This window comes from Planctobacterium marinum (genome assembly GCF_036322805.1).
In the GTDB taxonomy this organism is placed as follows: Bacteria; Pseudomonadota; Gammaproteobacteria; order Enterobacterales; family Alteromonadaceae; genus Planctobacterium; species Planctobacterium marinum_A.
In genome coordinates this window covers 1,868,844-1,894,054 of the sequence record NZ_AP027272.1, presented here as the reverse complement: position 1 = coordinate 1,894,054, position 25,211 = coordinate 1,868,844, and the positions used below count along the sequence as shown (strand labels likewise).

The window sequence follows — 25,211 nt, the reverse complement described above, 5'->3', positions numbered from 1 at the left end:
CAGGAGGAGTGCTGTTTTGTTTAATAAACCCACCAGAGTCACGCTAGGTGTGATTGGCGTTTTTATCGGTATTGTCTTCGCCATTTTACCCGGTTCAATCCTGTTTCTCGTGGCCGGATTATTTATGTTGAGTTTTGATTTTCCTCTGGCCAGAAAATGGTTGCGGAAAAGCCAAAAGGTGATGAGTTGGGGAGCCGGAAAATTGGATGCTGCCGTAAGCAAGCGTCGTTACTCTCGTTGATATTGTTGCAAAATTGATTCGAATCAACAAAAAAGGAGCTATTCAGCTCCTTTTCTAATTTCGGGTGTTCAACTTAGTTGAGGTGCTCTGCCACATACAGCCAGGTTTCAACTACCGTATCAGGGTTAAGAGATACACTATCGATACCCTGCTCTACCAACCAGGCAGCCAGATCTTCGTGATCGGAAGGTCCCTGGCCACAGATACCGACGTACTTACCTTTTGCTTTAGCGGCTTTAATGGCCATACCCAGCATCACTTTTACCGCCGGATCTCGCTCATCAAACAAGTGAGCAATCAAGCCTGAGTCTCTATCCAGGCCCAGAGTCAACTGCGTCATATCATTTGAGCCGATGGAGAAGCCATCGAAGATGTCAAGGAATTGATCCGCCAGAAGTGCGTTTGAAGGTAATTCGCACATCATGATCACGCGCAGACCATTCTCACCTTTAGGTAAACCTTGCTCCGCTAACAGATCAATAACTTGTTGTCCTTCTTCCAGAGTACGAACAAATGGGATCATGATCTCAACATTGGTGAGTCCCATCTTATTGCGCACCCGCTTGATGGCTTCACATTCCAGCGCAAAGCAATCACGGAAATCTTCAGACACATAACGGCTGGCACCGCGGAAACCCAGCATTGGGTTTTCTTCATCGGGTTCGTATTGATGACCGCCCACCAAATTGAAGTACTCATTGGATTTAAAGTCAGACATGCGAACAATGACTTTTTGCGGATAAAACGCACCAGCAATCGTAGCAATACCTTCCACCAGACGCTCAATGTAGAACTCGGTAGGAGAGGCGTAGCCAGAGATCATATCGCTGATTTCTGCTTTTAGATCCTCAGGCTGACTATCAAAGTTTAATAGCGCCTTAGGATGGATACCAATCATGCGATTGATGATGAATTCAAGACGCGCCAAGCCAACACCGTGGTTAGGTAAACGCGCAAAGTCAAAGGCGCGATCCGGGTTGCCTACGTTCATCATAACTTTCATTGGCGCTTCGGGCATCTGATCGACGCGGGAGGTTTGAACATCAAACTCCAACTCATCGCCATAAATGTAGCCTGTATCCCCTTCGGCACAGGATACCGTTACTTTGTCACCATCGCTGATCGAGTCAGTGGCATTACCACAACCAACTACGGCTGGAATACCCAGCTCACGGGCGATAATCGCTGCGTGACAAGTACGTCCACCGCGATTGGTTACAATCGCAGAGGCTTTTTTCATAATGGGTTCCCAGTCAGGATCTGTCATATCTGTAACCAGAACATCCCCTTGCTGTATTTGATTCATCTCTTCAATAGAGCCCAAAACCTTTGCCGTACCAGCACCGATTTTGTGACCAATTGCGCGACCTTCGCACAAGATATTAGCATTGCCCTTAAGCTGAAAGCGCTCAATGGTTTGCGAATCTTCACGGCTACGCACAGTCTCCGGGCGCGCCTGAACAATGTATAATTTGCCATCCAGGCCGTCTTTGGCCCATTCAATGTCCATAGGGCGTTGATAATGTTGCTCGATAATCATGGCTTGTTTGGCAAGCTCCATGACTTCTTCGTCGGTTAACGAGAACCGTTTGCTGTCTTGTTCAGCCACATCGACAATTTCAACCTGCTTGCCGTGCTCAGTATCTGAAGAGTAAATCATCTTGGTTAGCTTGCTACCCAAATTGCGGCGCAGCACCGATGGATAACCTTGACCCAATAGCTCTTTGTGTACGTAGAATTCATCTGGGTTTACCGCGCCTTGCACTACCATTTCCCCTAAACCGTAAGAGGAAGTGATAAACACTACATTTTCGAACCCAGATTCAGTGTCGATACTGAACATTACGCCCGAAGAGGCCTGGTCACTGCGCACCATGCGCTGGATACCTGCAGACAGGGCCACACCTTTGTGGTCATAACCTTGGTGAACTCGATAAGAGATAGCACGGTCGTTGAACAGCGATGCAAAAACATGTTTTATGGCAACCAGTACATTGTCGTAGCCTTTTACATTCAGGAAGGTCTCTTGCTGACCAGCGAATGACGCGTCGGGCATATCTTCTGCTGTTGCAGAAGAACGTACAGCGAAAGATGCGTCCGATTCAAATGCTGACTGAATTTTATCAAACGCGGTTTTAATCGCTTCTTCCAACACAGGTTGGAATGGCGTATCGATAATCCATTGACGAATTTCTGCACCTGTTTTTGCAAGGGCATCAACATCGTCAACGTCCAGCGCATCCAGAGTGTCATGGATGCGGTCATTCAAACCGCTCTGCTCTAAAAATTCATTGAAGGCGAACGCCGTTGTGGCAAAGCCACCAGGCACCTGAACGCCAGCATTGGCAAGATTGGAGATCATCTCTCCCAGAGAAGCGTTTTTACCACCAACACGCCCCACATCATTCATACCTAATTCTTCATACCAAAGAATGTAATCTTGCACTACCGACTCTCCCGATTAACAATTAACTAAAATAATAAAAAACTAGACCAACTTTTGAATTAATTCGAGCTTGAGGTTTGCTTGTCATTATTTACAAATTTCGCTGTTTAATGCTGAAATATGACTCACTTAATGTGACCGCTGCCCTTATGGGACGGGCATTGTAGAGCTTTAGTTATAAAAAATAAAATCTTATTTGATTTCGTAATAATATTACTACATTCTGGAATTTAACCCTATGCGTACTGCTTTTTATATTTCTGACGGCACGGCCATTACTTCTGAGGTTTTCGGCCATGCTTTACTGTCTTTGTTCCCGATCCAGTTCGAACATGTCACTGTACCTTTTGTTGAAACTGAACAAGAAGCCTACGAAACCGTGCGTAAAATTTCCGAAATTTTTCAACGAACCGGAGAAAGACCATTGGTGTTTTACACCATCGTTAACAAGGACGTTAAGGAAATAATTTCCACTTCGGAGGGCATCCACTATAACTTTCTCGAACAATATATTGCGCCACTGGAAAAAACCTTAGGAGTGCCCTCTAAACCAGAGAAACATCGCACCCACAGTATCCATGAAAAAACCTATGATATCCGCATTGACGCCGTAAACTATGCACTGGCAAATGATGATGGCACCAACCTGAAAGAATACGGTAAAGCCGACATTGTATTGGTGGGAGTTTCTCGCTCTGGTAAGACACCTACGAGTCTGTATCTTGCGTTGCAATACGGTATCAAAGCCGCTAATTACCCTTTTACTGAAGATGACATGGGCGATATTTTAAAGCTGCCCTCTGCCCTTCGCCCCTACAAAAACAAATTGTTTGGTTTAACCATTTCCCCTGAGCGTTTGCATCAAATACGTTCAGAGCGCAAGGCCAACAGCAAATACGCCTCCATGCAGCAATGCAGAATGGAAATACGCGAGGTGGAAAACCTGTATCGAAAAGAAAAGATCCCATTTTTAAACAGTACTCATTTTTCTATTGAAGAAATCTCCGCCAAAATACTGTCCATTACTGGTTTATCCAGACACAAATATTAAAAAAGTTACTTTAATGGAGTAGACCGAGATGAGTTTCCAACACTTTGAGCCTTCCATCTTTCAATTTTTAAAGAAATTAAAAGAGAATAATAACAAGGACTGGTTTAACGACCACAAACAAGAATACGAAGACGCTGTGCGTACCCCTGCACTGGCTTTCATTACTGAGATGGAAAGCTGGATAAAACTATTATCTCCTCATTATGAAGCCATCCCCAAAAAGATAGGCGGCTCTTTAATGCGGGTTTACCGCGATGTGCGGTTTTCTAAAGATAAATCCCCCTATAAAACTAATGTTGGCATTCAGTTTCGTCATGAAATTGGAAAAGATGTTCACGCTCCTGGCTTTTATTTGCACATTGAGCCCCAACAGGTGTTTTTAGCCGCTGGTGCCTGGGCTCCAGCCTCAGATGCACTTAAAAATATTCGCGACTTAATGGTGGCCAAGCCCGGCCCCTATGAAGATGCCATCAATCACCAACCCATGTTGCAGCACTTTGAGTTGCAAGGGAACAAGCTGACTCGCCCCCCAAAAGGGTATGACAAAGACCTGCCTCTAATTGAAGAGATAAAACGCAAAGACTTTATCGCTGTGGCAGAATTGCCTGAAAGTTTTATTCTGGAGCCTGATTTACCAGAGAGGGTCGCCAGACTGCTTGGAACCACCCAACCCTTTATGCGTTTTTTATGTGAAGCTTTGCTTCTTAGGTTTTAGTGACTAAAACGCCAAGCGATTTGCGATTCCATAAGGTATCCAGCAGCCCCATAAGCTCCAAACAACTTACTGAGGCTAATCACTTTTACTTTTTAACCGGCGGATATTACCATTTCGCCATTAATTAGAAATGGTAAAGTAATTATGGCTGTTAGTGTTGCGCCCACGGTGATCTATTCCTGCATGTTGGGCATAGTTTTGTTTGCGCTACTGGAAAACACCAATAAAGCCAGAAAACGCCAAACCGTTTACCTTCAGGCGCTGCTGACATTTTTGCTTGTTCATATACTGGGCGAACTCTATATCTACTCGGGCTTCTATCAATATGCTCCGGCACTGGCAGGTCTTCAGTTTCCGGTTCGCATGTTGCTTGGTCCCGCGCTTTATCTGTATGCCTTTGCCACCATGTCACCAGAAAAAAAGCCTGCCAGGAAAACCTATTTTTTTGCACTTTCCGGACCACTAGTAGTGATATTAGTTATGCTGCCGTTCCTGTTTGGTATTACCTCTGAAGAAAAGCTGGCATTAGCAGACCCGGCAACTCGAGATCCGGTGCTATGGCAGATCGCCGTCTACACTTGCTTAACTACCATGCTGGTGTTTGTGCTATTCACAGGCATTTATTTCTGGCTAACCTTGCGTCTCCATACTCAACATCGATTGCAGTTAATGGAACGCTATTCTTCCATAGAAAAGCGTTCCATGGATTGGTTTAAAGTGGTGTTATTGCTTTGGGGAGCCGCATGGTTGATGTTTGCGACTGAATACTCACTCAGCTTTTTTGGTTATAAATGGGCAGGTTCAGGCATTGCTATCCCCCTTATCGAAGCAGTGATCTTGTTGTTTTTTGCTCACTACGCGGTTAGACAGCCCGTACTGAGCGAGACAGAAAAAGGTAAGGCGAGCAATAAAGCCAATAGAAAGCCGCAACTGCAATCTGAAAGAATGCAGGAGATTGCAGCTGCACTTAAGAGCGTGATGTTGCATGAGCAATTATTTATGGAAGAAGACTTATCCCTCAAGAAACTATCTGAAGCGATATCGGTGAGTGAAAATCATATTTCAGAAACACTTTCGCAATTCATCAATACCAATTTCTTTCACTTCGTCAATGGCTACAGAATTGAAGCTGCCAAACAACTGCTGTCTGAATCGGAGAAACAAGTGACTCAAATTGCGTTCGAAGTGGGGTTTAACTCAAAATCCACATTCAACACTGCGTTTAAAAAATCAACAGGACTCACACCAAGCGCATTCAGAAATGCTCAGTAATTGCTTTTTAATTGCAACAAAACCCGTCTTGTATAACCACATAAGTACAGATTTTTCATTGTCCTGTGTTCACGTAAATCATAGAATAGTAAACGGATAGAGGAAATAGCGAAGGCCCCAAGTGCGTAAAGGTTCATTCCACATCGAAGAGAATAAACAACTGCTGATGATACGGCCATCGGGCGCATGGAGTGAACAAGTCGCCACACGCTATGTAGAAAAAATAGATGAATATCTGTCGCGCTGGCAGGCAAACTTTGCGGGATTTGTTGATTTGCGCCAATGGCAACTGGGTACGCCCCAAGCATTAAAAATTATCGCCGACAATGACCTCAAAGCCATAACCCAAGGCTATAAACTGGAATTTCATTATGGCAACCCACAAGCCCTATCGATGCAAATATCCAGGGAGCATATTAGTCCGGAAGGACTCAATGTATTTCAAACCACAGACCTGACGCTGGTACAGCAGAAATGCTCGGAGTTTGGTTTTGACTACGAACCTCAAGCGCTAGCTGATTTTCTGAATGCAGATTAGAAATACACGGCTACTAACGCCTGAATAAAAAAGTGGGTTTTCTGTACGTTCGCGGCTCTGCATTTAACAAGAATATGTTCACCGACTGCAGCGATACAACACCCGATCTGACCTCAAATCAAATCGGGTGTCATAAACTATTGCTACAGCTATACCATATTGCGTAACAGCTGACTGGTATTAAGTGACAATAATCGCCAACAGCTAATCGCCCCCAAAATACCGACAACGGCAGCGCCGACAATTGGTGCAATTACCCAGTATTCATAATGCAATGAACCTTTCATTTCAAAGATTTGTGATTGCAACAAATAGAGTGTCAGCTCGTTGGCCAACGCGGCCATGACTCCGGCTACTACCCCAATGATGATAAATTCCAGTACCACACTGGCACGTATCAGTAATCCTTTAGCCCCCAATGTCCTTAGAATAGCCAGTTCCTGCTGTCGCTCGTCCATACTGGCCTGTACTTGCGCTATCAACACCAATGCTCCGGCAATCAGAACCAGTACCAGAATAAACTCCACCGCCATTGAAACCTGGTCAACGATTTCTCGCAATTGATTAATGCGGGCATCCACATCAAACAAGGTTACTGTTGAGAATGGCGCCATCAACTGGCCAATTTCATCTTTGCGCTCAGTATCCAAATTGAAACTGGTGATGTAAGTTGGTCGGAAGTTTTCCATTGCCTCTGGTTGCAATACAAAAAAGAAGTTTGGTTGCATGGTTTGCCAGTTAACTTCACGAATACTGGTAATGGTGACTTCTACCACTTCACTACCAATATTGAAGGTCACCACATCACCCATGTTTAAATCCATACGCTCTGCTGTTCGAGCTTCAACCGACATACCATAGGGTTGCCCCTCTTGGTAGTCGCCAAACCATTGCCCTGCCACAATCGTATTCTGGTTCTGTAGCTGATTGCTCCAGGTGAGGTTAGCTTCCCGACCGAAGGCATCGCGGCGGTTAGATTGCGCCTCAGTTTCTTCGTCTTCTTTAGTTATTTGGGTATTGACTCGCTCTCCATTTACCGCCACAAAACGGGCTCGCACCACCGGATAAAAGGTTTCGGTTTGCACATCGCGCTGTGCAAAGTGCGCTTCCATCACAGGCTTTTGTGCTTCGGTAATGTTCGCCATAAAGTAATTGGGCGTGCCTTGTGGGAGTTGATCTCGCCATTGTTGGATCATGTCGTTGCGCATCACCAACACCACCAGGAGTAGCATAATGGTCACTGAAAAACTAATCAGCTGCACGCTGTTGTCCATAGAACGGCGCTGAATACGTGCCCACGCCAATTGCCAGGCGCCCATGCGCCCTTTACCTAAGCGCCGACCAAGCCAAATCAAACCGTAAGTCACCACCAATAACGCGGCCACTAAAACGATACCGGAAACGAACAGAATCGCTGAGATTTTTAAGTTTTGACTGTAAGCCCACATTAAGGCAAAGATAGCACCACCCGCGGCTAAAAACTGTACAACCCGAGAGCTCATATTGGCCCCCAAGTCTTTGCGTAATACCCGCAGCGGAGGCACGGAAAACAGCTTAAGTAGCGGATAAAGTGAGAACAATAAAGCGCACACCACACCGGTGAATATGGCAATCCACACAGGTCCCCAATACCAGCTTTGCAGGGAGACAGCAACGCGCTCTTGAATGGCTGAAGCAACCGCCGCCTGAATGCCATAGCCCAGTGCACCGCCGATAATAATACCCAACAGGGTAATAAAGATTATTTGTAGTAAGAATACCTGTTGCACCATTTTACGACTGGCGCCCAGGGTTTTCATAATAGCGACCGGGTCGTAATGACGCTGCGAATAACGCTGCGCCGCCACTGCAATGGCCACCGAAGCCAGGACTATCGCTAACAAACTGGCAAGAAGAAAATATTGTTCCGCCCGTTTAACACGATTTCCCACCCAGGAATCGTCATCTTCAATGGAGCGGGTGTAGTGCAAATCGCTATCCATCAGCGGTAATAACCAGTCGGCATAGTCACTCAAGGCATCAGAATCACCAGTTAGATACAAATCGTACCAGGCGCGACTGCCTTCACCCAGTATCCCGGTACCTTCAAGTTCCTCTTGCAAGATCATCACTTTAGGGTTGCTGTTGAAGATGGAAAATCCCGCGTCCGGTACCTCGGATAGCACCCGAGTGATGGTGAAAGGCTTATCGCCCACTTCCAGTACGTCACCGATGGACAATCCGAGCGTTTGAAAAACTTGAGATTCAACCCAGGTCTCGCCTTCTCCGGGTACTTCCTTAATGACTTCACCCACACCAAATGGCACATCCGTTACTTTGATATCCCCCTTAAGAGGATAGTTTTCATTTACCGCCCGGATATCCGCCAACGTCATGGTGTCGTTAGCAAATACCATGGATTGTAAGTAGGTTGTTTGTGCCGTATTGAGCTCTAATTCAATAGCTTTCTGTCGCCACTCTTGCGGCAGTGGATTGCGGCCCCCCACAACCCGGTCAGCGGCAATAAACTGTGAGCTTCGTTCTACCAGGGCTGTTTGCAGGCGCTCGCTGAATAAAGATAAAGACATTACAGCAGCAACAGAAAGCACGATTGCCGCCAGAATAATGGTGAGTTCACCGCGTCGCATTTCATGGCGAAATAATCGCCAGGCAAGATTAAACCACATAGCAAACTCCCTCTAAATCGCTTTAAGCTGCGGTTTGCCACCAGCCGGTTTGGCTGGCTCGCTTTTGCCTTTTTCTGTCAGCTCGCCCGCGTTCATTAACAGTTGCCGTTCACATTTATCAGCCAGCTCGCTATCGTGGGTTACCAGTACCAATGTCGTATGTGCCGATTCATTAAGCTCAAATAATAGTTTCTCTACTCGTTCACCATTAGCGGCGTCCAGGTTCCCGGTGGGTTCATCAGCGAATAAGATCTTGGGTTGCGTGATAAAGGCACGGGCGATGGCTACCCGCTGCTGCTCACCTCCGGAAAGCTGATTGGGAAAGTGATTGCCTCGATGACCCAGCCCTACTTTCTCTAACAACTCATTAGCGAGCTGAGCAGGATTATCCAGGCCGGCAATTTCAGCCGGTAACATAATATTTTCCAGCGCGGTTAAGCTTTGTACCAACATAAAAGACTGAAAGATGAAGCCTACCTTTTCGCCCCGTAAGCGTGCACGCCGCTCCTCATCTAATTTGTGTAAAGCTGCACCATCAAGGTAAATCTCTCCGGTACTGACTTCATCTAAACCTGCCAATAACCCTAACAAAGTTGATTTACCGGAGCCGGACGCTCCGACTATGGCAATAGTCTCACCCGCCTTGACATCAAAGCTGATTGGTTGAAGGATCTGCAACGGCCCTTCCGACGTAGTTACTTTTTTGGTGATATTTCGGGTAGAAATCATAAATTCAGGAGCATTATTCATCGTGTTATTTCGTCTCAAAATTCTACTATTGCTTATACCGTTATGGGTCTTTTCAGATCACTTGCAAGCCCGCGAGTTAAAGTTATTAGTGCTAGGAGATAGCTTAAGTGCAGCCTACAACCTGAAACAAGAGCAAGGTTGGGTGGCTTTGTTACAAAAATCCTGGCAAGACAAAGGCATTGAAATCGTTAACGCGGCCATCAGTGGTGAAACGTCTGATGGGGGTTTACAACGCTTTGATCGGCTATTGGAACAGCACTCTCCCACCCATCTTTACCTTGAGCTGGGCGCGAATGATGGCTTACGCGGTTATCCGGTTAACAAAATGAAACAAAATTTGGCTGAGATTATCAAAAGAGCGCAGCAACAAGACATTGTTGTGATTTTACAGGAAATGCGTATTCCCACTAATTACGGTCCAAGATATACCCGCATGTTCACTCAAGCCTACGGCCAGTTAAGCAAGCAATACGATGTGTCCATGATTAGTTTTTTCCTGGAAGAAATCGCCCTCAAGCCCGAGTTGATGCAGCGAGATGGTTTGCACCCCAATGCCGACGCACAACCGATATTGGCAGCTTGGATGGCAGAGAGGTTAGCGCCACTCGTGTTTACTGCAAATTGATGACCAATCTTCTGTATCGACCAATAGAGCATTAACTTGAGTATTTTTGCAGGAAATTGAACTTTTTTTGAGCTATAGTAGTTCTAATAGGTAGTGTTTGAGAAACAGAGGTAACGATATGGGTGCAATTTCCGGTGGCTCGCCCGCTTCATTTCAGGCGAGTATTCAGCAAACTGAAGTTCAAAATCAAGCTGAAGTAGAGCAACGTCGAGAGGCTCAGGCAGCACTGCGTGCAGAGCGTCAGGAAGATACTCAGCAGAGCAACGAATCTCAGCGAGCTAATGCGCAAGCAACAGAACAGGCGCAGGCAGGTGGTCGACCGGCCGAGCCGGGACAGCGTGTTGGTGGTAATGTAGATATCAGCGTCTAATGTTTAGTGGGTGGGTTAGCTACACCCGATAACAATCAACAGAATTAAAAAAGGCCCGACATACAATGTCGGGCCTTTTTAGTTATCCATTCTAACTTAAGGTTTTACATAGCGATAAGCTTTATCGCTTTGCATTTTTAAGTAGCGGTCCCGCAATTTAGAAGGCCGAGATGTCATTGGGATCTCTTCTCCGTCAATCACTACGGTTTCAGCGTAACTCATAACCTCCAGCGGATCGCCAGACCAGACAACCACATCGGCACTCTTACCTTTTTCCATGCTTCCATGGCTTGCTGAAACACCCAGTGCTTCAGCAGCAACCGAGGTAATAGATGCCAGACCTTTCTCCCATGGTAAGCCGTGAGCCACGGCATTACCTGCATGCTGAAGTACCAAACGCGCATTGTGGGTGTCCATGCCTATAACCACTTTAACCCCTGCAGCGTCCAGTCTTGCAGCATTGGATAAAGTGGCCCCTAACTCATCAAAGTCATAAGGCAGATTAGATTCTGGCTTCAGCAGTACAGCGATATCATGAGCCGCTAGCTCGTCAGCAACGCGCCAGGCTTCCGTAGCCTGCACCAGCACAATATTCAAATCTTCGAATTTTTGTTTCAAGTGCACCACATGACGGATATCAATTGTGCGATTTACGGTAATGAGCAGCGGCATATCGCCTTTCATAACCGGAACAAGTGCGTTAACGTCTGCTTTTGATAAGTCACCATCCCAGTCGTCTTTTTTACGCAGGGTTTTGCCTTTCAGGCTCGCGGCTTCTTCAAGTACCGACACCAACTTGGGCCATACCACTGCGCGAGAACCGACACTGTCATCCACCTTAGAACCCGTAAGGTCTAAGGTCATAACGGCATTACCTTTGACAATAGGGTTTACCTTGTCGCCTAAACTAATAAACGCACCCTGTCCTTGAAATAAGGTATCCGTGTCGGCCATTACGCTGATTGCACTGGTGACCCCTTCGATACGAGTCAGGTTCATCAAACTAGAATCGGGATTTACTGCGTATTTAGTTTCGATTTGCGTGCCTAAATAGTCGCTGTCTTCGAGCTTAGCAGTGTAATCAGAAATCCCGGCAGAATACTCAACTTCCACTAAACCAAGAGAAGTGTAGGCGCCTATGATTCCTGGTGTGACCCATTTGCCTTTGGCGTCGATAGTTTTGTATCCAGAAGGCACACTACCGCCTGATTTCACCGACTTGATCACGTCACCTTCAATCAAGATAGTGGCATTTTCCACCTTGCCCTGCTCACCCATAGTAAAAGCCGTACCGCCTGTAATGGCAATATTGTCGGCCCACACTTGAGGTGCACAAAAACTGGTAGCAGCTGCGAAGGCTAAAGCTATTTTGTTTAATCTTTTCATTATAGTTCCCCCTCACCAGGCTGATCTAACTCAAAATCCGTGACCGGCCATAGGGTATCGTTGCCTTTTTCATAGACTTTCACGCCATCAATGAACACCTGCTCGGCGTGACTATAGGTGGAGAACGGGTCACCACTCCAAAGCACGACATCAGCGTCTTTGCCGGGTTCAATGGAACCGGTTTGGTCGAATACACCCAAGGAGCGTGCAGGATTGGCAGATAACCATTCCCACGCTTGTGCTTTAGTAAAGTTGATACCGGCTTTTTGGCCGTCACTCAACGCTTTAGCCGCTTCCTGATTAAGGCGTTGTATACCTAAATCGGAATCTGAATGCACGATAGCACATCCCCCCGCATTAGCTACCATGGGAATATTCTCCAGAATGCCGTCATAGGCTTCCATTTTGAAGCCCCACCAGTCGGCCCACATAGACGCACACACATTGTTTTCAGCTAGCAGGTCAGCAATTTTGTAGCCCTCTACCGCATGATGGAAGCTGGTGATCTGGTAATCAAACTCTTTCATTACATCCATCATTACCGCCATTTCATCTGCGCGATAACAATGCATATGTACCAGGATTTCACCGTTAAGTACGCCCATTAAGGTTTCTAATTTTAAGTCTCGACCGGGCGCAGTGGGGTTTTTACCCTCAGCGTATTCAGCTTTGTATTTATCCCATTTCTCTTTGTACTCTTTGGCCGCTATCCATTCTTTGCGATAACCGGCAACGTTGCCCATACGTGTCATAGGGCCGCCTTTGCCACCGTAAACCCGCTTAGGATTTTCGCCACAGGCCATTTTCATACCATAGGGAGCACTCGGGAATTTCATATCCTGAACGGTGCGATTTGGCACATTTTTTAATGTCACGGCACGTCCACCCACCAGGTTCGCAGAACCGGGCAAAATTTGTAGTGCAGTTACGCCACCCGCTAAGGCAGCGGAAAATCCGGGATCTTGTGGCCAGACAGAATGCTCAGCCCAAACTTCGGCTGTGACCGGCTTTGTCATCTCGTTACCATCGGCATGAGAGTCTACGTCAGGTGTCGGATACACTCCGAGGTGGCTGTGGTTATCAATGATACCCGGTGTTAGCCATTTGCCGCTACCATCGATAACAGTTGCCTCAGAAGCGGAAATGCTATTACCCACTTGTTTTATATCACCGTTTTCAATGAGTACTGAGGCATTGTCCATACGGCCACCTACACCATCTAGCAAGGTCACGTTAGTGATCAAAACAGTGCCACTATCGGCTGGCTTATAGGTGCTGGGGAACGGATTCTTGTTAATTTCTACGTAGGGGGATTGTTCTTCGGACTTTTCTTCGTGATCATCAGACCAGGCATTAAATGCCAGACTAACGGACAGCGCCAGCACTGAAAGGTGCTTAAAACTGTCACCGAAGAGTCGCTTGGTGTTGGGTTTGTTCATAGATGCTCTTCTTGTGTTTATTGTAATTTTCAACGATTTGTATGATGTGTAAACGCAACGTAATCGCCCGCAGCGCTTTCCAAAAGACAAATCTGAACCGCCCTGCTAACAAGGCTTAATAGAAAACTATTAAATGAAGTCTAAGCATTACACTTCATCAAACAGGATGTCAGGTTTAAAGATACAACCTGAATACCCAAAATAACAAATCAGATCAGGAATTAATTACACTGACGCAGATGAAGAGGGTGAGCACTGTTGATGTTTACTTTGCGTGAGAGAGAGATGGCGAACGATTTCATCAGAAGACTGTAACCCCCTGACGGTTTTAAACATCTCTTGTGCTTCAGGGAAGTGAATTTGTAGATATCGCAACCATTGTTTAACCCGGTTGGGATAGTATTTACCTTTAGTGCCGTAGAGTTCGTAGCCACTGTACTGGATCAACAGCTGTAGCATTTCCTGCCACGACATATCCGCTTCGTTTTGTTTGATAACCCGTGCCAGTTTCGGATGAGCCAGTGCTCCACGTCCAATCATTAAGTCTTTACAACCAGATTGTGCTGCACAAGCCTGCGCATCAGTGTGATTCCATATTTCACCGTTGGCCACCACCGGAATGTGAATATGCTCTTTAATCCGTGCAATCCAGTCCCAATAGGCAGGCGGATTATAACCTTCTTTTTTAGTGCGCGCGTGGACCACCAGCACATCAGCCCCACCCTCTTGCAACGCTAATGCGTTATCTATGGCCAACGCTTTATCATCAAAACCTAAACGCATCTTGGCACTGACAATATGAGGTTGAGGAACCGCTGAGCGCACGGCGTGCAAAATGTGGAAAAGTGCTTCGGTATCCTTCAACAGCACCGCTCCGCCACGACTTTTGTTGACGGTTTTGGCCGGGCAGCCAAAATTGAGATCGATACCATGGGAACCCAATTCAATAGCGCGCACCGCGTTTGCCGCTAAGGCCTCAGGATTTTGCCCCAACAATTGCACCCGAACAGGCGTGCCTGCTGGAGTAAAGCCCCTGTTGTTCAACTCAGGACACGTTCTTACGAAGACTTTTTCAGGCAACATGGCATCGACAATGCGCACAAATTCAGTGACACACAAATCGAAGCCACCGATTTGAGTCAGCATGTCTCGCATCAAATGGTCTACGACACCTTCCATGGGCGCCAGGTAAACTTTACCGATGGCCGATTGATTGTGAGTATGTTCGCTATTTGATTGCACTAAAACTGAAGTAGGTTGTTTTTTAAGGGCGCGGATAATAGCAGGTAACGAACAGATTCTGAACAGTTTTCATACATCCTTCTCATCGAGCTTGGCTCTGTTGCGACAATTTTCGAGAATTTTTTGTTTGCGTTCAGGATTTGCCTGAGACCAATCCAGTATTTCCTGAATGGAGCGTTTACAGCCCACACAAATATCCTGCTCATCCAAACAACACTGGCGTATGCATGGGCTATCAACGGATTTGATTAATGTCGACTCTTGGTTATTCATCACTTTTCAATCACGACTTTGGCGTCTGCTGAGGGTTGCACTATATTTTAACTATCTCTTTTTTGGGAATCTATCCACAGGTGGAAAGTTTAAATAACTCTCAAAGTCAAACACTAGACGACCACGCCTTTATCGAATTGGTTAAGGATTGTATTGGCTCAGCGCATATATTGCCCATCATGACCTTATTGCATGAGGGTGAAAATACGCAGGAAAAAATCCAAAACTCCCTGAGCCACCTGCCAGAAGAGGAATTACAGACTAGTCTGGATAAGATGATAAAATTCGCCATAGTCCAACGACTTAACAATACCACGCAGGGTGGGCCCGGTGCTGCCTGGTTTCTCACGCCTGTGGGTCAGGAATTCAGGCTCATTTTGCAGGATATTGAACGATTAAAACACAAATACACATCCTGAAAAGATTGTCGTTATTAACTTAACCGTTTTTTATTACTGCATTGTTGCCTTTATCACATCTACCGGTTCATCTTTACCAACTTGACAAGACGCCACTTCCTGAGGCCCAAGCGCCTCTTCATTAGTTGAGACAAAACAGCGCTCGAAAACCGAACAATAACATTGCTCAATGGCAAACCGACTATCTGAGGCCACAAACTGCTCCACCATAGCCACAAAGTCAGCATCACTGACGTCGTTACGTGGCCACCAAAGTTTTAAAGCCGTCTTGCTCTCTCCAGCGCCAAGAACGCCATTAAAACTGGCAAACATGCCCGACAGTGATTCCTTTTGGCTGCCCACAAATAGCTGCTCCTGAAAAGTGCTAAAGTGCTCAACCAATTTGTCATTAAAATACAATTTCGAATCGCGAATGATAGCCGGTCCTACACCCACGTTGCTGACATTAAATTCAATGTAGTTTTGCGTCTCATTCTGGCTGATGGTGGCATCTGAGATAACAATAGGCCAGACACTGGCGTGCTGCTGTGCTCGCATCACTACAGACTGATCCCAAGCCACAAAAAGCGCAATAACAGAGGTAATGATGGCGCACACCGAGGCTACGGTTTCGAAATTCAAGTGCAATCGCATGGGTTAATAATCCGTTATCTTTTTTCGTAACTGTTTGTTTTTACCGGCTTGTTTTTTCGCGTCTACTCTGCGCTTTTGCGAAGCCTTGGTGGGCTTAGTGGCTTTGCGGGTTTTGGGAATGACATTAGCTTTTTGGATTAACTCCACTAAACGCTCTATCGCGTCTGCTTTGTTTTTCTCCTGAGTGCGAAACTGCTGGGCTTTAATGATCAATACTCCGTCACTGGTGATACGACTATCCCTGCTATTCAACAAGGTCTGTTTCAACCTTTCAGGCAAACCCGAAGCATTAATATCAAAGCGCAAGTGAATCGCGCTGGATACCTTATTAACGTTCTGCCCACCACTGCCTTGCGCCCTGATAGCTGAAAACTCCAGCTCACTCAGGTTAATATAAACGGTATTGGAAATTTTTATTAAATTAGATTCATCCATGGATTGTTCTGTACTAATAACCGTGCTCATTGACAAGATCATGCATCACTCGGTCAAACTCACCAGATTCTTTTAATTCGGCTACAATCTGATCAAGCAACAGTTTTATTCTTATCCCTTTTTCATCATTGCGCACCATAAATCGAACATCATAAAAAGCAAATGAATTTAAACGATGATCGACGAAATCAAGATCGCGCACCACCTGACTCACTTTTTCACTATCAAATAAATAGCCATCAAGCGTTCCTCTTTGAACATTGGCAATGGCTGCTTTCATACTGTGGGTTCCCTTAAACTGATGCTTAAAAAAGGCGACATGGGACATATCCGTTGCCACTTCATATTCCATCAGGTTTTCAGGAGTGATCTCTACGTCTTCTTTAGAAACAATAACAAAATGGGTCCTAAACAGATTTTCATCTGTGTAAGTAAAATCATTTAGTTTAATGCCAAATTGTTTCATGTAATCTGTAGCCCCGAGGATATCATTGGGGTCGTACATTACTGGTAGCTGGGCATCTACGTGGCCACGAGCAAGCTCTACCAGTGTGCGTGCAAAAGGCATTTCCAGGATTTCAATGCGAACATCCGGAGATTGATTGTCCATTGCATTCAGTAACTCAATGAATAAAGTCTCTTTGGGATGCTTCTCAACGTTAGGAAGCTGTGCCACCGCCACTTTAATCACTGTTTTACTATAGGCATAGTTTACTGGCGTTAACAACACCCAGAAAAAGATCATCCAAAGTTTTGTAAGAAGAGACTTATTCATTTATCCCATTGTGTACATATTGTTAGAGATTGAAGAGTGGCTTTCTTAACACATATAAAAAGCGAATAGCTAACAGCCAGATAATAGCAATCCTGTATCGAAACGCCAGTAAATGCTAAAAACAAAACCAGGGCTAAAAAGCCCTGGTTTTTACAAATGCCCGCCATCATATGCTTTAAGGTAACGGAATATACTCAACATCATCGCCGGGAATGGAGGGAAAACGCCCTTCTTTCCAGCGTGTTTCAGCTTCTTTGATTTTATCTTCTGAATAAGCCAGGAAATTCCAGCGCAAAATAGGTTGTTTCTTTAGCTTTTTGCCACCCAAAAGAAAATAGCGGCTATTTTCAATCGTCTCAATAGATTGCTCGTCCTCAAGCATCACAAATTGCCCGGCACTAAAGTTATCATCACCGATCTTTACAGTTCCAGAGATAACATAACACGCTGTTTCAGATACTCCGCAAGGCCTTTCCACAATTGCTCCGGCTTCTGTTATTGCATCCAGATAAAACATAGGGGAATAGGTTTTTACCGGTGACGTGTAGTTATACGCTTCGCCCGCGATTAACCGCATTAATAATTTTTCCCGGTGAATATAAGGCAACTCAGCGCGGTTTATATGCAGAAAGCTGGGCTCCATCTCTGTTTTTTCTTCCGGTAATGCCACCCAACACTGCAAACCATTTAAAACATGATCTTTACCTCGTGTTTCAATGGTTTCCCGCTCAGAGTGCACAATGCCTTTTCCCGCTGTCATCCAGTTCACATCGCCTGGGTGTATTTCCTGAATACTGCCTAAACTGTCTCTGTGCAGCATGCTACCTTCCATCAGGTAACTAATAGTCGCCAAGCCTATGTGAGGGTGCGGACGCACATTAATGCCCTTCCCAGCGGGAAACTCAGCCGGCCCCATGTGGTCCACAAAGACAAACGGCCCAACAGAGCGCTGATTGATATTCGGAATGATACGCGATACCGAAAAGCCACCTAAATCCTTGCGTGCAGAGTTAATGATAAATGCCATATTGATTCAACCTGAGCTAACTGATGATAAAAACCTTAGCAGGCAAAATTAGATTAAGATAGTCGTGATTTTTACAGTGCCCATTTCAGCAGTGTTGAGACAACTAATACTTCTTTTTTTGTATCAATAGCGGCTGTTCAATCGCAATATGCCTATCGGCACACTCGATAAGATTGTTGGCAGTCAGTTTCGCTACAGAGACAACCGTAACCGGAACATTAAAGTCTTCCTGAAGCTTTCTCACTAACAGTTCAAAATCTCCATCCCCTGTTAGCAGGAAAACTCGGTCACACTGCTTTGCCGTTTCCATCACATCAATGGTGATACCGACATCCCAATCCCCTTTAGCCGAGCCGTCAGCACGCGTAATAAAGGGTTTGAGCTTAACCTTAAAACCAATTCCTCGGAGAATGTTGTGAAACTGTTTATGTTTGTCCTGATGACTGGCTATCGCATAGGCATTAGCCACCACCACTTCCTTTTCTGTGGTAATTAGACGCCACAGTTCGTTGTAGTCAAAGTGCTGATGGAAAACCTGCCTGGTGGTGTAATAGATGTTTTGCACATCCACAAAAATCCCGATCCGTTCTGTCATAGATTAATTCAGCAAAGGATGATCTTTGGGTAACTGATTGGCGATCCACATCACCAAACGGTGTTTCATATTAAGTCCGTTCTCTTTGTCTTCTGCAAGCGGGATGATGAGTTTGTCGTTCACTAATAAGCGGTAAATGGCTTCAATTTTTTCATCTGCAGATGTTGTGTTGGTGAAAGTGTTGTAACCGCGCTTTTTGGCATAGGTCTCCCCCACTACAACGGCTTTTTTCAACAGTTCTTTTTCATTCTTAACTTTCTTCATCACTGTTCTCTTTCTCATTAGTTACAGCCACAGTAGAGTATTTTCTGATGGGATACCAGTACAGTAGCTACTGAAATTCGTAGACAACGCTTTGTAACATTTAAAAAGTCAGGGAATAACCGAATTGGAGATAAGCTATCTCAAATAATGCAACAGCAATATTTCTCATCTAATGAATAAATCCATACTGCTTGCAATCTCAATGTTTTTATTTCCCGGGGTTCCAGCCGCACAACAAGCGCCTGAGAGCACTTCGCACTCCCAAAACCTGGCGAGCTTTGAACAAGCCCTGATCAATCGTTATGAGTGGGGTCAAGAGCAACCACGAACCTGGAGCATTCCAGAGCGATTACAAGCTCATAATGTCCCCGGAGTGGCACTGGCAATTATCGAAAAAAATCAGGTTGTTTATGCTAAAGGCTATGGTGAGAGATCCGCACTATCAGTTTCATCAGTGGATCAAAACACCCTGTTTTCAGTAGGCTCAGTGAGCAAGGTTGCCAATGCTACCCTGCTTTTAAAATTAGTTGATGAAGGAACGCTTAAGCTTGATACCGACGTCAACAACTACCTCAGTAGCTGGAAAGTACCGGATTCACGATACACCCGCAAACACCCTGTCACGCTGCGCCATATTCTATCTCATACTGCGGGGTTTAATGTGCATGGTTTTCCTGATTTCCTGCCCGGCGAAACGTTACCAGATACGTTGGATACGCTAAATGGCAAAGCCCCAGCTAAACACCGTGCCGTTCGAGTCAGGTTCACACCGGGTAGCACCATGGACTACTCTGGTGGTGGCATCACCGTCAGTCAACTTGTAGCAAGTACGATCACCAAAACCAATTATGTGTCACTGGCAAAAGACAAATTGTTTTTACCACTTGAGATGAGCAGAAGTACTTTTGAAAATCCACTCCCCGAATCAATTAGCAACGTAGCATTTGCTCATAATGACAATGGCAAACCAGTTGCCCTGCCCAGAGGATATGAGGCAATGCCGGAGATGGCCGCTTCGGGTCTTTGGACCAGCGCTTCTGATCTCGCTAAATTGGTTATCGCCATTAACAACAGCTACCAATCTAAAAACGGTTTTTTATCTCAAGCATTAACCAAAGATATGTTGAGTCGTGAACAAAACAGTTGGTATGGTTTAGGACCTCGCATCAATGGCGAAGGCGACAGTTTTGTGTTTCACCATGGTGGTGCGAATAACAGTTATCGCGCATGGATTGAAGGACACCCGGAGACAGGCAATGGTGTTGTTATTCTCACCAATGGCAGTAACGGACACTTTGTGCATCAGGAAATTCGCAACGCCATAGCACAAACTCGAAAATGGCCAGTTCCCTCAGATGGCGGGTTTGAAGAGCCCGAATTAAAGAACTAATGGCTCCCCACTTGAATCGCCAACTCAGGACTGGCCAGCTTTGGCTCCAATATGATTAACGGGTTCTGGGCTTGGTTAAATTGCGGAACGAATTGTAAAAATTGCTGAAACCAGGCCTGCTCGTTTTTACTATCTTGTCTTGCTGAAGCTGAAATCCATTTGTCATAAAGCAGAGTAATTTCTTCATTTTGATTAACCGCCAAAGGCTCTGCGACTCCCCAGATTTCCTTAACACCCTCGATATTCACAGCAAGGTTAAGAGAAAGTCCTGACCCCATTAGACTGACAAGCGTGCTCAATTCCCCTAATGAGTCCAAGGCCACTGTAAATTGAATGTCGGAACGGGCCTGCGCCTCATTCAGGCACATTAAGTCTGCATCTGAAGCGGCGATAAAAGAGTAATATTGCACGGTTTAGTTCCTTTGCCTGGCGAGTATGGAATTCACACGGCAAGAATACCGGTTACCGACTCAAGTTACCAGCGCCGGCTCTTGTTGGGTGGCACAGTGAATACTGCCGCCACCGGCTGCGATACCATCAACATTGAGCAATACCACAGTGCGCTCGGGATAAACCGACTGCAGCGCTGATTTCGCCGCGGCATCCGCCCTTTTATCGCCAAAATTTTGCATGATAACCGCGTTGTTACAGACGTAGTAACCGATGTAACCCGAAGCAAAGTCATCACTCAACCAACGAGGGCGAATGTTTGTTGGTGCTTCCAATAGAATGATCTGCAGTTTTCTCCCTTTTACTTCGGTGCTGCTTTTTAAAATTTCCAGATGACGAAGGGTAACCTGATGATCGTAGTGAGACTCATCAGGCTCATATCCCGCCAACACGACCCCGGGTTTAGCAAATCGGGCATAAAAGTCAGTATGGCCATCGGTGATATCCATACCTCGAATTCCCGGTAACCAAATGACTTTCTCAACCCCTAATATCGGTGCGATTAAATCTTCAAAACGGGATTTGGCTATACCGGGATTGCGATTGGCGTTTAGGGTGCAACTTTCCGTCATAATTGCCGTGCCCAGACCATCCACTTCAATGCAGCCCCCTTCCGAAACTAGCCTCGTAGGCAAGCCTGTGACACCCAATTGATTAATCACAAATTCAGCGACTTTAGCATCTGCAAGGTGGGTTTGTTTGTTGCCCCAGCCATTAAAATTAAAATCAATAGCCGCTTTTTCCCCTTGTTCGTTGAGTACAAAAACAGGACCAGTATCCCGGATCCATAAATCATCCAGTTCACAGATAACAATTTCAACTTTGGGATCCAGTAATTGCCTTGCTTTGCGAACTTCTTCGGCCCGCACCAGCATAGATACCGGCTCAAAATTCACAATGGTATTGGCAATAAGTGCGAGGTCTCGTTGCACTCTGGGTAGCAACTCGCTACCCCATATTTTTTTGCTGGCACCAAATGCCATCCAGGTACGCTCATGAGGGTGAGATTCATCAGGCATTATCCATTTTGTTGAATCCGCTTTTGTAGCGTAAGACCCTTTTGTAATACCAGAAAGTGTGCCCATCACCAGCAACTGCTTTAGAAAGTGTCGTCTTGAGCTCATGATCAATTTTGGGAATGCAAACCGAACATATTGCCTTCAGTATCAAAGGCCAAAGAAATAAAGCCATAATCACCAATGGACATTTTGTTGCGCTGAACCCTGCCTCCGGCTTCAGCAACCCTGGCTTCTTCAACGGCACAATCCTCGCAGGCAAAATATACCAGCGTGCTATTATTACCTGCAGGAAAACCCTCACAGTGCACCAGCGCGCCTGAGCAGCCATATTGTCCCATATCTGAGGGAAACGCCTGCATTTCAAAACTTTCGTTAGTTGGGTCGCCCAGAGGCTCTAAACTAACCTGCAGTACCGTCTCATAAAAGGCTTTTGCTCTTTGCATATCATCTACATAGATTTCAAACCAACCGACAGGATTACTCGCCATGATATTTTTCCCTTTGTGAATCTGAATTGAGTGTAGTTGATTATTTTTATGAGAGTTAATTATACCACTGTGATAGCAGCAACTTTGTAGCATAGGTAGGTTTTGAGCAGATAATACAGATAGCCAGGGATTTCTTATGTTGTGACGAGAATTGTTGTCGAGATAAATCTCGACCTACAGAGTAATTACCACGCTTGAAACCAAAAACAAAAAAGCCCGGTTGCAAGCAAAACAAATGACTAATTGAAATTTAGAGAGTTTGAAGTTGCAGTGGTAGGGATTACGGAATACGTCCTGTATTCGATCTACATGGATGTAGAGAATGCAGATTTTGCAGGAGCAAAAATCTGCCGCCGCTTTGCGGCCGCGCTAAAGCGCGTTCCACCAAGATTTGTAGGAACAAATCGGAACAGCCGAAGGCTGGCTTGCGAAGCAAGTGGCCTACATGGACGTAGGACATAAATTGCTCCCGGCAATCTGGTCGAACCCTTCGGCTTCGTAATCCCAACGAATGCAAATAAAAAAGCCCGACCATAAATGAATTCATCATTAAAAATCTATCAAGACTTTAAGAACTGTGCAGGGGATTACGAAATACGTCCTGTATTTCGCCCTTCGGGCCGTCGCAAGCGACGTTCAAATTCTTTCCCGAAGAATTTGTCGAACCCTACGGGTTCTAATCCTCTAAAACCACAAATAAAAAAGCCCGGTTGCAAGCAACCGGGCTTTTTTATTTGGCGTCCCCTAGGGGATTCGAACCCCTGTTACCGCCGTGAAAGGGCGGTGTCCTAGGCCTCTAGACGAAGGGGACAGTAAACTGCCACAAATCTTTTTACTGGTACCTGCCTAGGTAACCACCAGTAAGCCAGTTTTAATGGTTAGCGCCATTTCAAAAGTGACTGGTGAGCGGCCTAGCGCTCTTCACTTTTGACGTCCACACTCCAAAAAGGAAGTGGCGTCCCCTAGGGGATTCGAACCCCTGTTACCGCCGTGAAAGGGCGGTGTCCTAGGCCTCTAGACGAAGGGGACACTTAGGACTTTGGTGGAGCCAGGCGGGATCGAACCGCCGACCTCTTGCATGCCATGCAAGCGCTCTCCCAGCTGAGCTATGGCCCCGTTGCAATCTTTACTTTCAGGTAACTATTGCGGTCATTCCTTTGTGCTGGTCTGTCATTCCGTGACAGCGGGGCGCATGATAGAGATGTGACGATTTTATGTCAAACCTTTTTTTAAGATATTTTTAGTTATTTTCTCTGTCTGCTATAAATTTCAGCGCTTTGTCGATTCGTTGTGCAATTTGCTGCTTTTTTAACAGGTTTAAAGTCACATCTAGCGATGGCGAATTTCCAGAGCCGGTAACAGCAACACGCAATGGCATGCCCACTTTACCCATACCAACGCCTAATTCTTCAGCAGTACCGTTAATGGCTGCTTGAATATTTTCTGGATCCCACTCTTTTACCGCTGCCAATTTAGTGGCAACAAGTTGTAATGCTTCTTTGGCAACCGGACGCAAATGCTTTTTCGCGGCGCCAGCGTCAAATTCCTCATATTCCTGATAGAAATACTGACTAATCTCAGCCAACTCTTTTAAGGTTTTTACCCTTTCCGCTTGAATCGCGATAACCGCTTCCAGCGATGGCCCATCGTTTACGTCTACGTTGAGTTGCTCAAAGTGCCACTTCAGATGCTCAGCCACTTCTGATGCCGGCAACGACTTCATATAGTGCTGATTCAACCAGATTAGCTTGTCGGTATTAAACGCTGAGGCTGAGGGCGAGATGGCATCCAGGTTAAACAATTCAATCATCTCTTCACGGCTGAAGATTTCCTGATCGCCATGAGACCAGCCCAGTCTGACCAGGTAATTTAACAGTGCTTGTGGCAAGTAACCGTCATCGCGGTATTGCATAACACTTACTGCACCATGGCGCTTAGACAGCTTCTTACCATCGTCACCCAATATCATAGAAACGTGGGCATATTCTGGAACAGGCGCACCCAAAGCTTCCAGGATGTTAATCTGACGAGGTGTATTGTTGATATGATCCTCACCGCGCACCACGTGAGTGATCCCCATATCCCAGTCATCCACTACTACACAAAAATTATAGGTAGGTGTGCCGTCACTGCGCTGAATAATCAGATCGTCCAATTCACTGTTGGCGATTTCAATCGTACCGCGAATGTGATCATTGATAACCACTTTGCCTTCCAGTGGATTCTTAAAACGAATAACAAAAGGCTGCCCTTCCGGATGATCAGTGCGGTCTCGCCACATACCCGGATAGCGCGGTTTTTCGCCTTTGGCCATTTGTTCTTCACGAATTTTGTCTAACTCGGCTGCTGGCATAAAACACTTGTAGGCTTTACCTTCATCCAGCAGTTGTTGAATTAACTCTTTATAGCGGTCAAAGCGTTTGGTTTGGTAATAGGGGCCATCATCCCAATCCAATCCCAGCCATTGCATCCCCTCAAGAATCGCGTCAATCGCTTCTTGAGTTGAGCGTTCAATGTCAGTGTCTTCAATGCGTAAGACGAATTTACCACCCTTGTTTTTGGTGTATAACCAAGAGTACAAAGCGGTTCTGGCACCGCCAACGTGCAAGTATCCGGTGGGACTGGGCGCAAAGCGCGTAGCTACTGTCATGTCTGTCCTAATTCGATGATTAAAAAAAGTGCGCGCATTTTAACAGTGAATT

At 45.7% G+C, this 25,211-nt stretch carries 26 protein-coding genes and 3 tRNA genes; 9 read left to right on the top strand and 20 right to left on the bottom strand.

The features are described 5' to 3' along the window. The first annotated feature begins 16 nt into the window (after positions 1-16). Complete coding sequence (locus tag AABA75_RS08495; RefSeq protein WP_338292183.1) at positions 17-241, top strand: PGPGW domain-containing protein; 225 nt, start codon at positions 17-19, stop codon at positions 239-241. Positions 242-314: 73 nt separating this feature from the next. Here the strand turns inward: AABA75_RS08495 and ppsA are convergent, their stop codons facing one another. Next, a complete protein-coding gene (gene ppsA, locus AABA75_RS08490; protein ID WP_338292182.1) occupies positions 315-2,687 on the bottom strand; it encodes a phosphoenolpyruvate synthase in 2,373 nt (790 codons plus the stop codon). Between the two features lie 238 nt (positions 2,688-2,925). On the opposite strand from ppsA, the gene ppsR reads away from it, so the two are divergent. The 4 genes from ppsR (at position 2,926) to AABA75_RS08470 (ending at position 6,263) form a co-directional block, all read left to right on the top strand. Then, positions 2,926-3,738 carry a posphoenolpyruvate synthetase regulatory kinase/phosphorylase PpsR gene (gene ppsR / locus AABA75_RS08485; protein ID WP_338292181.1) on the top strand — a complete coding sequence of 271 codons (813 nt, stop codon included), beginning with the start codon at positions 2,926-2,928 and terminating at the stop codon, positions 3,736-3,738. 28 nt (positions 3,739-3,766) lie between these two features. Then, positions 3,767-4,453, top strand: coding sequence for a DUF2461 domain-containing protein (locus AABA75_RS08480; protein WP_338292180.1), 687 nt, complete (start codon positions 3,767-3,769; stop codon positions 4,451-4,453). A gap of 144 nt (positions 4,454-4,597) precedes the next feature. Further along, a complete protein-coding gene (locus AABA75_RS08475) occupies positions 4,598-5,725 on the top strand; it encodes a helix-turn-helix domain-containing protein (RefSeq protein WP_338292179.1) in 1,128 nt (375 codons plus the stop codon). A 121-nt stretch (positions 5,726-5,846) separates the two neighbouring features. After that, positions 5,847-6,263 carry a hypothetical protein gene (locus AABA75_RS08470; protein WP_338292178.1) on the top strand — a complete coding sequence of 139 codons (417 nt, stop codon included), beginning with the start codon at positions 5,847-5,849 and terminating at the stop codon, positions 6,261-6,263. Positions 6,264-6,412: 149 nt separating this feature from the next. On the opposite strand, the gene AABA75_RS08465 is transcribed toward AABA75_RS08470, so the two are convergent. Beyond that, entirely contained in the window at positions 6,413-8,929 is a 2,517-nt protein-coding gene (locus tag AABA75_RS08465) for an ABC transporter permease (RefSeq protein WP_338292177.1), read from the bottom strand. Positions 8,930-8,941: 12 nt separating this feature from the next. After that, a complete protein-coding gene (locus AABA75_RS08460) occupies positions 8,942-9,658 on the bottom strand; it encodes an ABC transporter ATP-binding protein (RefSeq protein ID WP_338294827.1) in 717 nt (238 codons plus the stop codon). A 22-nt stretch (positions 9,659-9,680) separates the two neighbouring features. Between AABA75_RS08460 and AABA75_RS08455 the strand changes: the two genes are divergently transcribed. Both AABA75_RS08455 and AABA75_RS08450 read left to right on the top strand, forming a co-directional pair. Continuing rightward, on the top strand, positions 9,681-10,304 hold the full coding sequence (locus AABA75_RS08455; protein WP_338292176.1) for an arylesterase: 624 nt from the start codon (positions 9,681-9,683) through the stop codon (positions 10,302-10,304). A 118-nt stretch (positions 10,305-10,422) separates the two neighbouring features. Next, complete coding sequence (locus AABA75_RS08450; protein WP_338292175.1) at positions 10,423-10,674, top strand: hypothetical protein; 252 nt, start codon at positions 10,423-10,425, stop codon at positions 10,672-10,674. 96 nt (positions 10,675-10,770) lie between these two features. Here AABA75_RS08450 and AABA75_RS08445 read toward each other — a convergent pair whose 3' ends face one another. The 4 genes from AABA75_RS08445 to AABA75_RS08430 all read right to left on the bottom strand — a co-directional run bounded on the left by AABA75_RS08445 (position 10,771) and on the right by AABA75_RS08430 (position 15,014). Continuing rightward, positions 10,771-12,060, bottom strand: coding sequence for an amidohydrolase family protein (locus tag AABA75_RS08445; protein ID WP_338292174.1), 1,290 nt, complete (start codon positions 12,058-12,060; stop codon positions 10,771-10,773). Continuing rightward, positions 12,060-13,499, bottom strand: a complete 1,440-nt coding sequence (locus AABA75_RS08440) for an amidohydrolase (protein WP_338292173.1) — start codon at positions 13,497-13,499, stop codon at positions 12,060-12,062. Before AABA75_RS08440 ends, AABA75_RS08445 begins: the two co-directional genes overlap by 1 nt. 225 nt (positions 13,500-13,724) lie before the next feature. Then, on the bottom strand, positions 13,725-14,678 hold the full coding sequence (locus tag AABA75_RS08435; RefSeq protein ID WP_338294826.1) for a tRNA-dihydrouridine synthase: 954 nt from the start codon (positions 14,676-14,678) through the stop codon (positions 13,725-13,727). A gap of 132 nt (positions 14,679-14,810) precedes the next feature. Then, positions 14,811-15,014 carry a DUF1289 domain-containing protein gene (locus AABA75_RS08430; protein WP_338292172.1) on the bottom strand — a complete coding sequence of 68 codons (204 nt, stop codon included), beginning with the start codon at positions 15,012-15,014 and terminating at the stop codon, positions 14,811-14,813. An 80-nt stretch (positions 15,015-15,094) separates the two neighbouring features. Between AABA75_RS08430 and AABA75_RS08425 the strand changes: the two genes are divergently transcribed. Continuing rightward, positions 15,095-15,433: a hypothetical protein gene (locus AABA75_RS08425; protein ID WP_338292171.1), complete on the top strand. Its 339-nt coding sequence runs from the start codon at positions 15,095-15,097 to the stop codon at positions 15,431-15,433. A gap of 33 nt (positions 15,434-15,466) precedes the next feature. Here AABA75_RS08425 and AABA75_RS08420 read toward each other — a convergent pair whose 3' ends face one another. The 6 genes from AABA75_RS08420 to AABA75_RS08395 all read right to left on the bottom strand — a co-directional run bounded on the left by AABA75_RS08420 (position 15,467) and on the right by AABA75_RS08395 (position 19,162). Beyond that, a complete protein-coding gene (locus AABA75_RS08420) occupies positions 15,467-16,066 on the bottom strand; it encodes a hypothetical protein (RefSeq protein WP_338292170.1) in 600 nt (199 codons plus the stop codon). 3 nt (positions 16,067-16,069) lie between these two features. Then, positions 16,070-16,501: an alternative ribosome rescue aminoacyl-tRNA hydrolase ArfB gene (gene arfB, locus AABA75_RS08415; RefSeq protein WP_338294825.1), complete on the bottom strand. Its 432-nt coding sequence runs from the start codon at positions 16,499-16,501 to the stop codon at positions 16,070-16,072. 13 nt (positions 16,502-16,514) lie between these two features. Then, positions 16,515-17,276, bottom strand: coding sequence for a hypothetical protein (locus tag AABA75_RS08410; protein WP_338292169.1), 762 nt, complete (start codon positions 17,274-17,276; stop codon positions 16,515-16,517). A gap of 175 nt (positions 17,277-17,451) precedes the next feature. Beyond that, on the bottom strand, positions 17,452-18,303 hold the full coding sequence (locus AABA75_RS08405) for a pirin family protein (RefSeq protein WP_338292168.1): 852 nt from the start codon (positions 18,301-18,303) through the stop codon (positions 17,452-17,454). Between the two features lie 103 nt (positions 18,304-18,406). After that, positions 18,407-18,898 (bottom strand): NYN domain-containing protein, encoded by a 492-nt coding sequence (locus AABA75_RS08400; protein WP_338292167.1) that lies wholly within the window; start codon positions 18,896-18,898, stop codon positions 18,407-18,409. 3 nt (positions 18,899-18,901) lie between these two features. Beyond that, complete coding sequence (locus AABA75_RS08395; protein ID WP_338292166.1) at positions 18,902-19,162, bottom strand: DUF5062 family protein; 261 nt, start codon at positions 19,160-19,162, stop codon at positions 18,902-18,904. A gap of 172 nt (positions 19,163-19,334) precedes the next feature. Here AABA75_RS08395 and AABA75_RS08390 point away from each other — a divergent pair, with 172 nt between their 5' ends. After that, on the top strand, positions 19,335-20,552 hold the full coding sequence (locus AABA75_RS08390; protein ID WP_338292165.1) for a serine hydrolase domain-containing protein: 1,218 nt from the start codon (positions 19,335-19,337) through the stop codon (positions 20,550-20,552). Here AABA75_RS08390 and AABA75_RS08385 read toward each other — a convergent pair. The 7 genes from AABA75_RS08385 to gltX form a co-directional block, all read right to left on the bottom strand. Beyond that, complete coding sequence (locus AABA75_RS08385; RefSeq protein ID WP_338292164.1) at positions 20,549-20,962, bottom strand: hypothetical protein; 414 nt, start codon at positions 20,960-20,962, stop codon at positions 20,549-20,551. The two genes, AABA75_RS08390 and AABA75_RS08385, sit on opposite strands and share 4 nt — an antisense overlap. Before the next feature lie 60 nt (positions 20,963-21,022). Further along, positions 21,023-22,126, bottom strand: a complete 1,104-nt coding sequence (locus tag AABA75_RS08380) for an agmatine deiminase family protein (protein ID WP_338292163.1) — start codon at positions 22,124-22,126, stop codon at positions 21,023-21,025. 2 nt (positions 22,127-22,128) lie between these two features. Beyond that, complete coding sequence (locus tag AABA75_RS08375; protein ID WP_338292162.1) at positions 22,129-22,509, bottom strand: VOC family protein; 381 nt, start codon at positions 22,507-22,509, stop codon at positions 22,129-22,131. A 735-nt stretch (positions 22,510-23,244) separates the two neighbouring features. Then, positions 23,245-23,320, bottom strand: a tRNA-Glu gene (locus tag AABA75_RS08370). Positions 23,321-23,462: 142 nt separating this feature from the next. Then, a tRNA-Glu gene (locus tag AABA75_RS08365) sits at positions 23,463-23,538 on the bottom strand. A gap of 11 nt (positions 23,539-23,549) precedes the next feature. Further along, positions 23,550-23,625, bottom strand: a tRNA-Ala gene (locus AABA75_RS08360). Positions 23,626-23,749: 124 nt separating this feature from the next. Continuing rightward, on the bottom strand, positions 23,750-25,159 hold the full coding sequence (gene gltX, locus AABA75_RS08355) for a glutamate--tRNA ligase (RefSeq protein ID WP_338292161.1): 1,410 nt from the start codon (positions 25,157-25,159) through the stop codon (positions 23,750-23,752). Positions 25,160-25,211 lie beyond the last annotated feature (52 nt).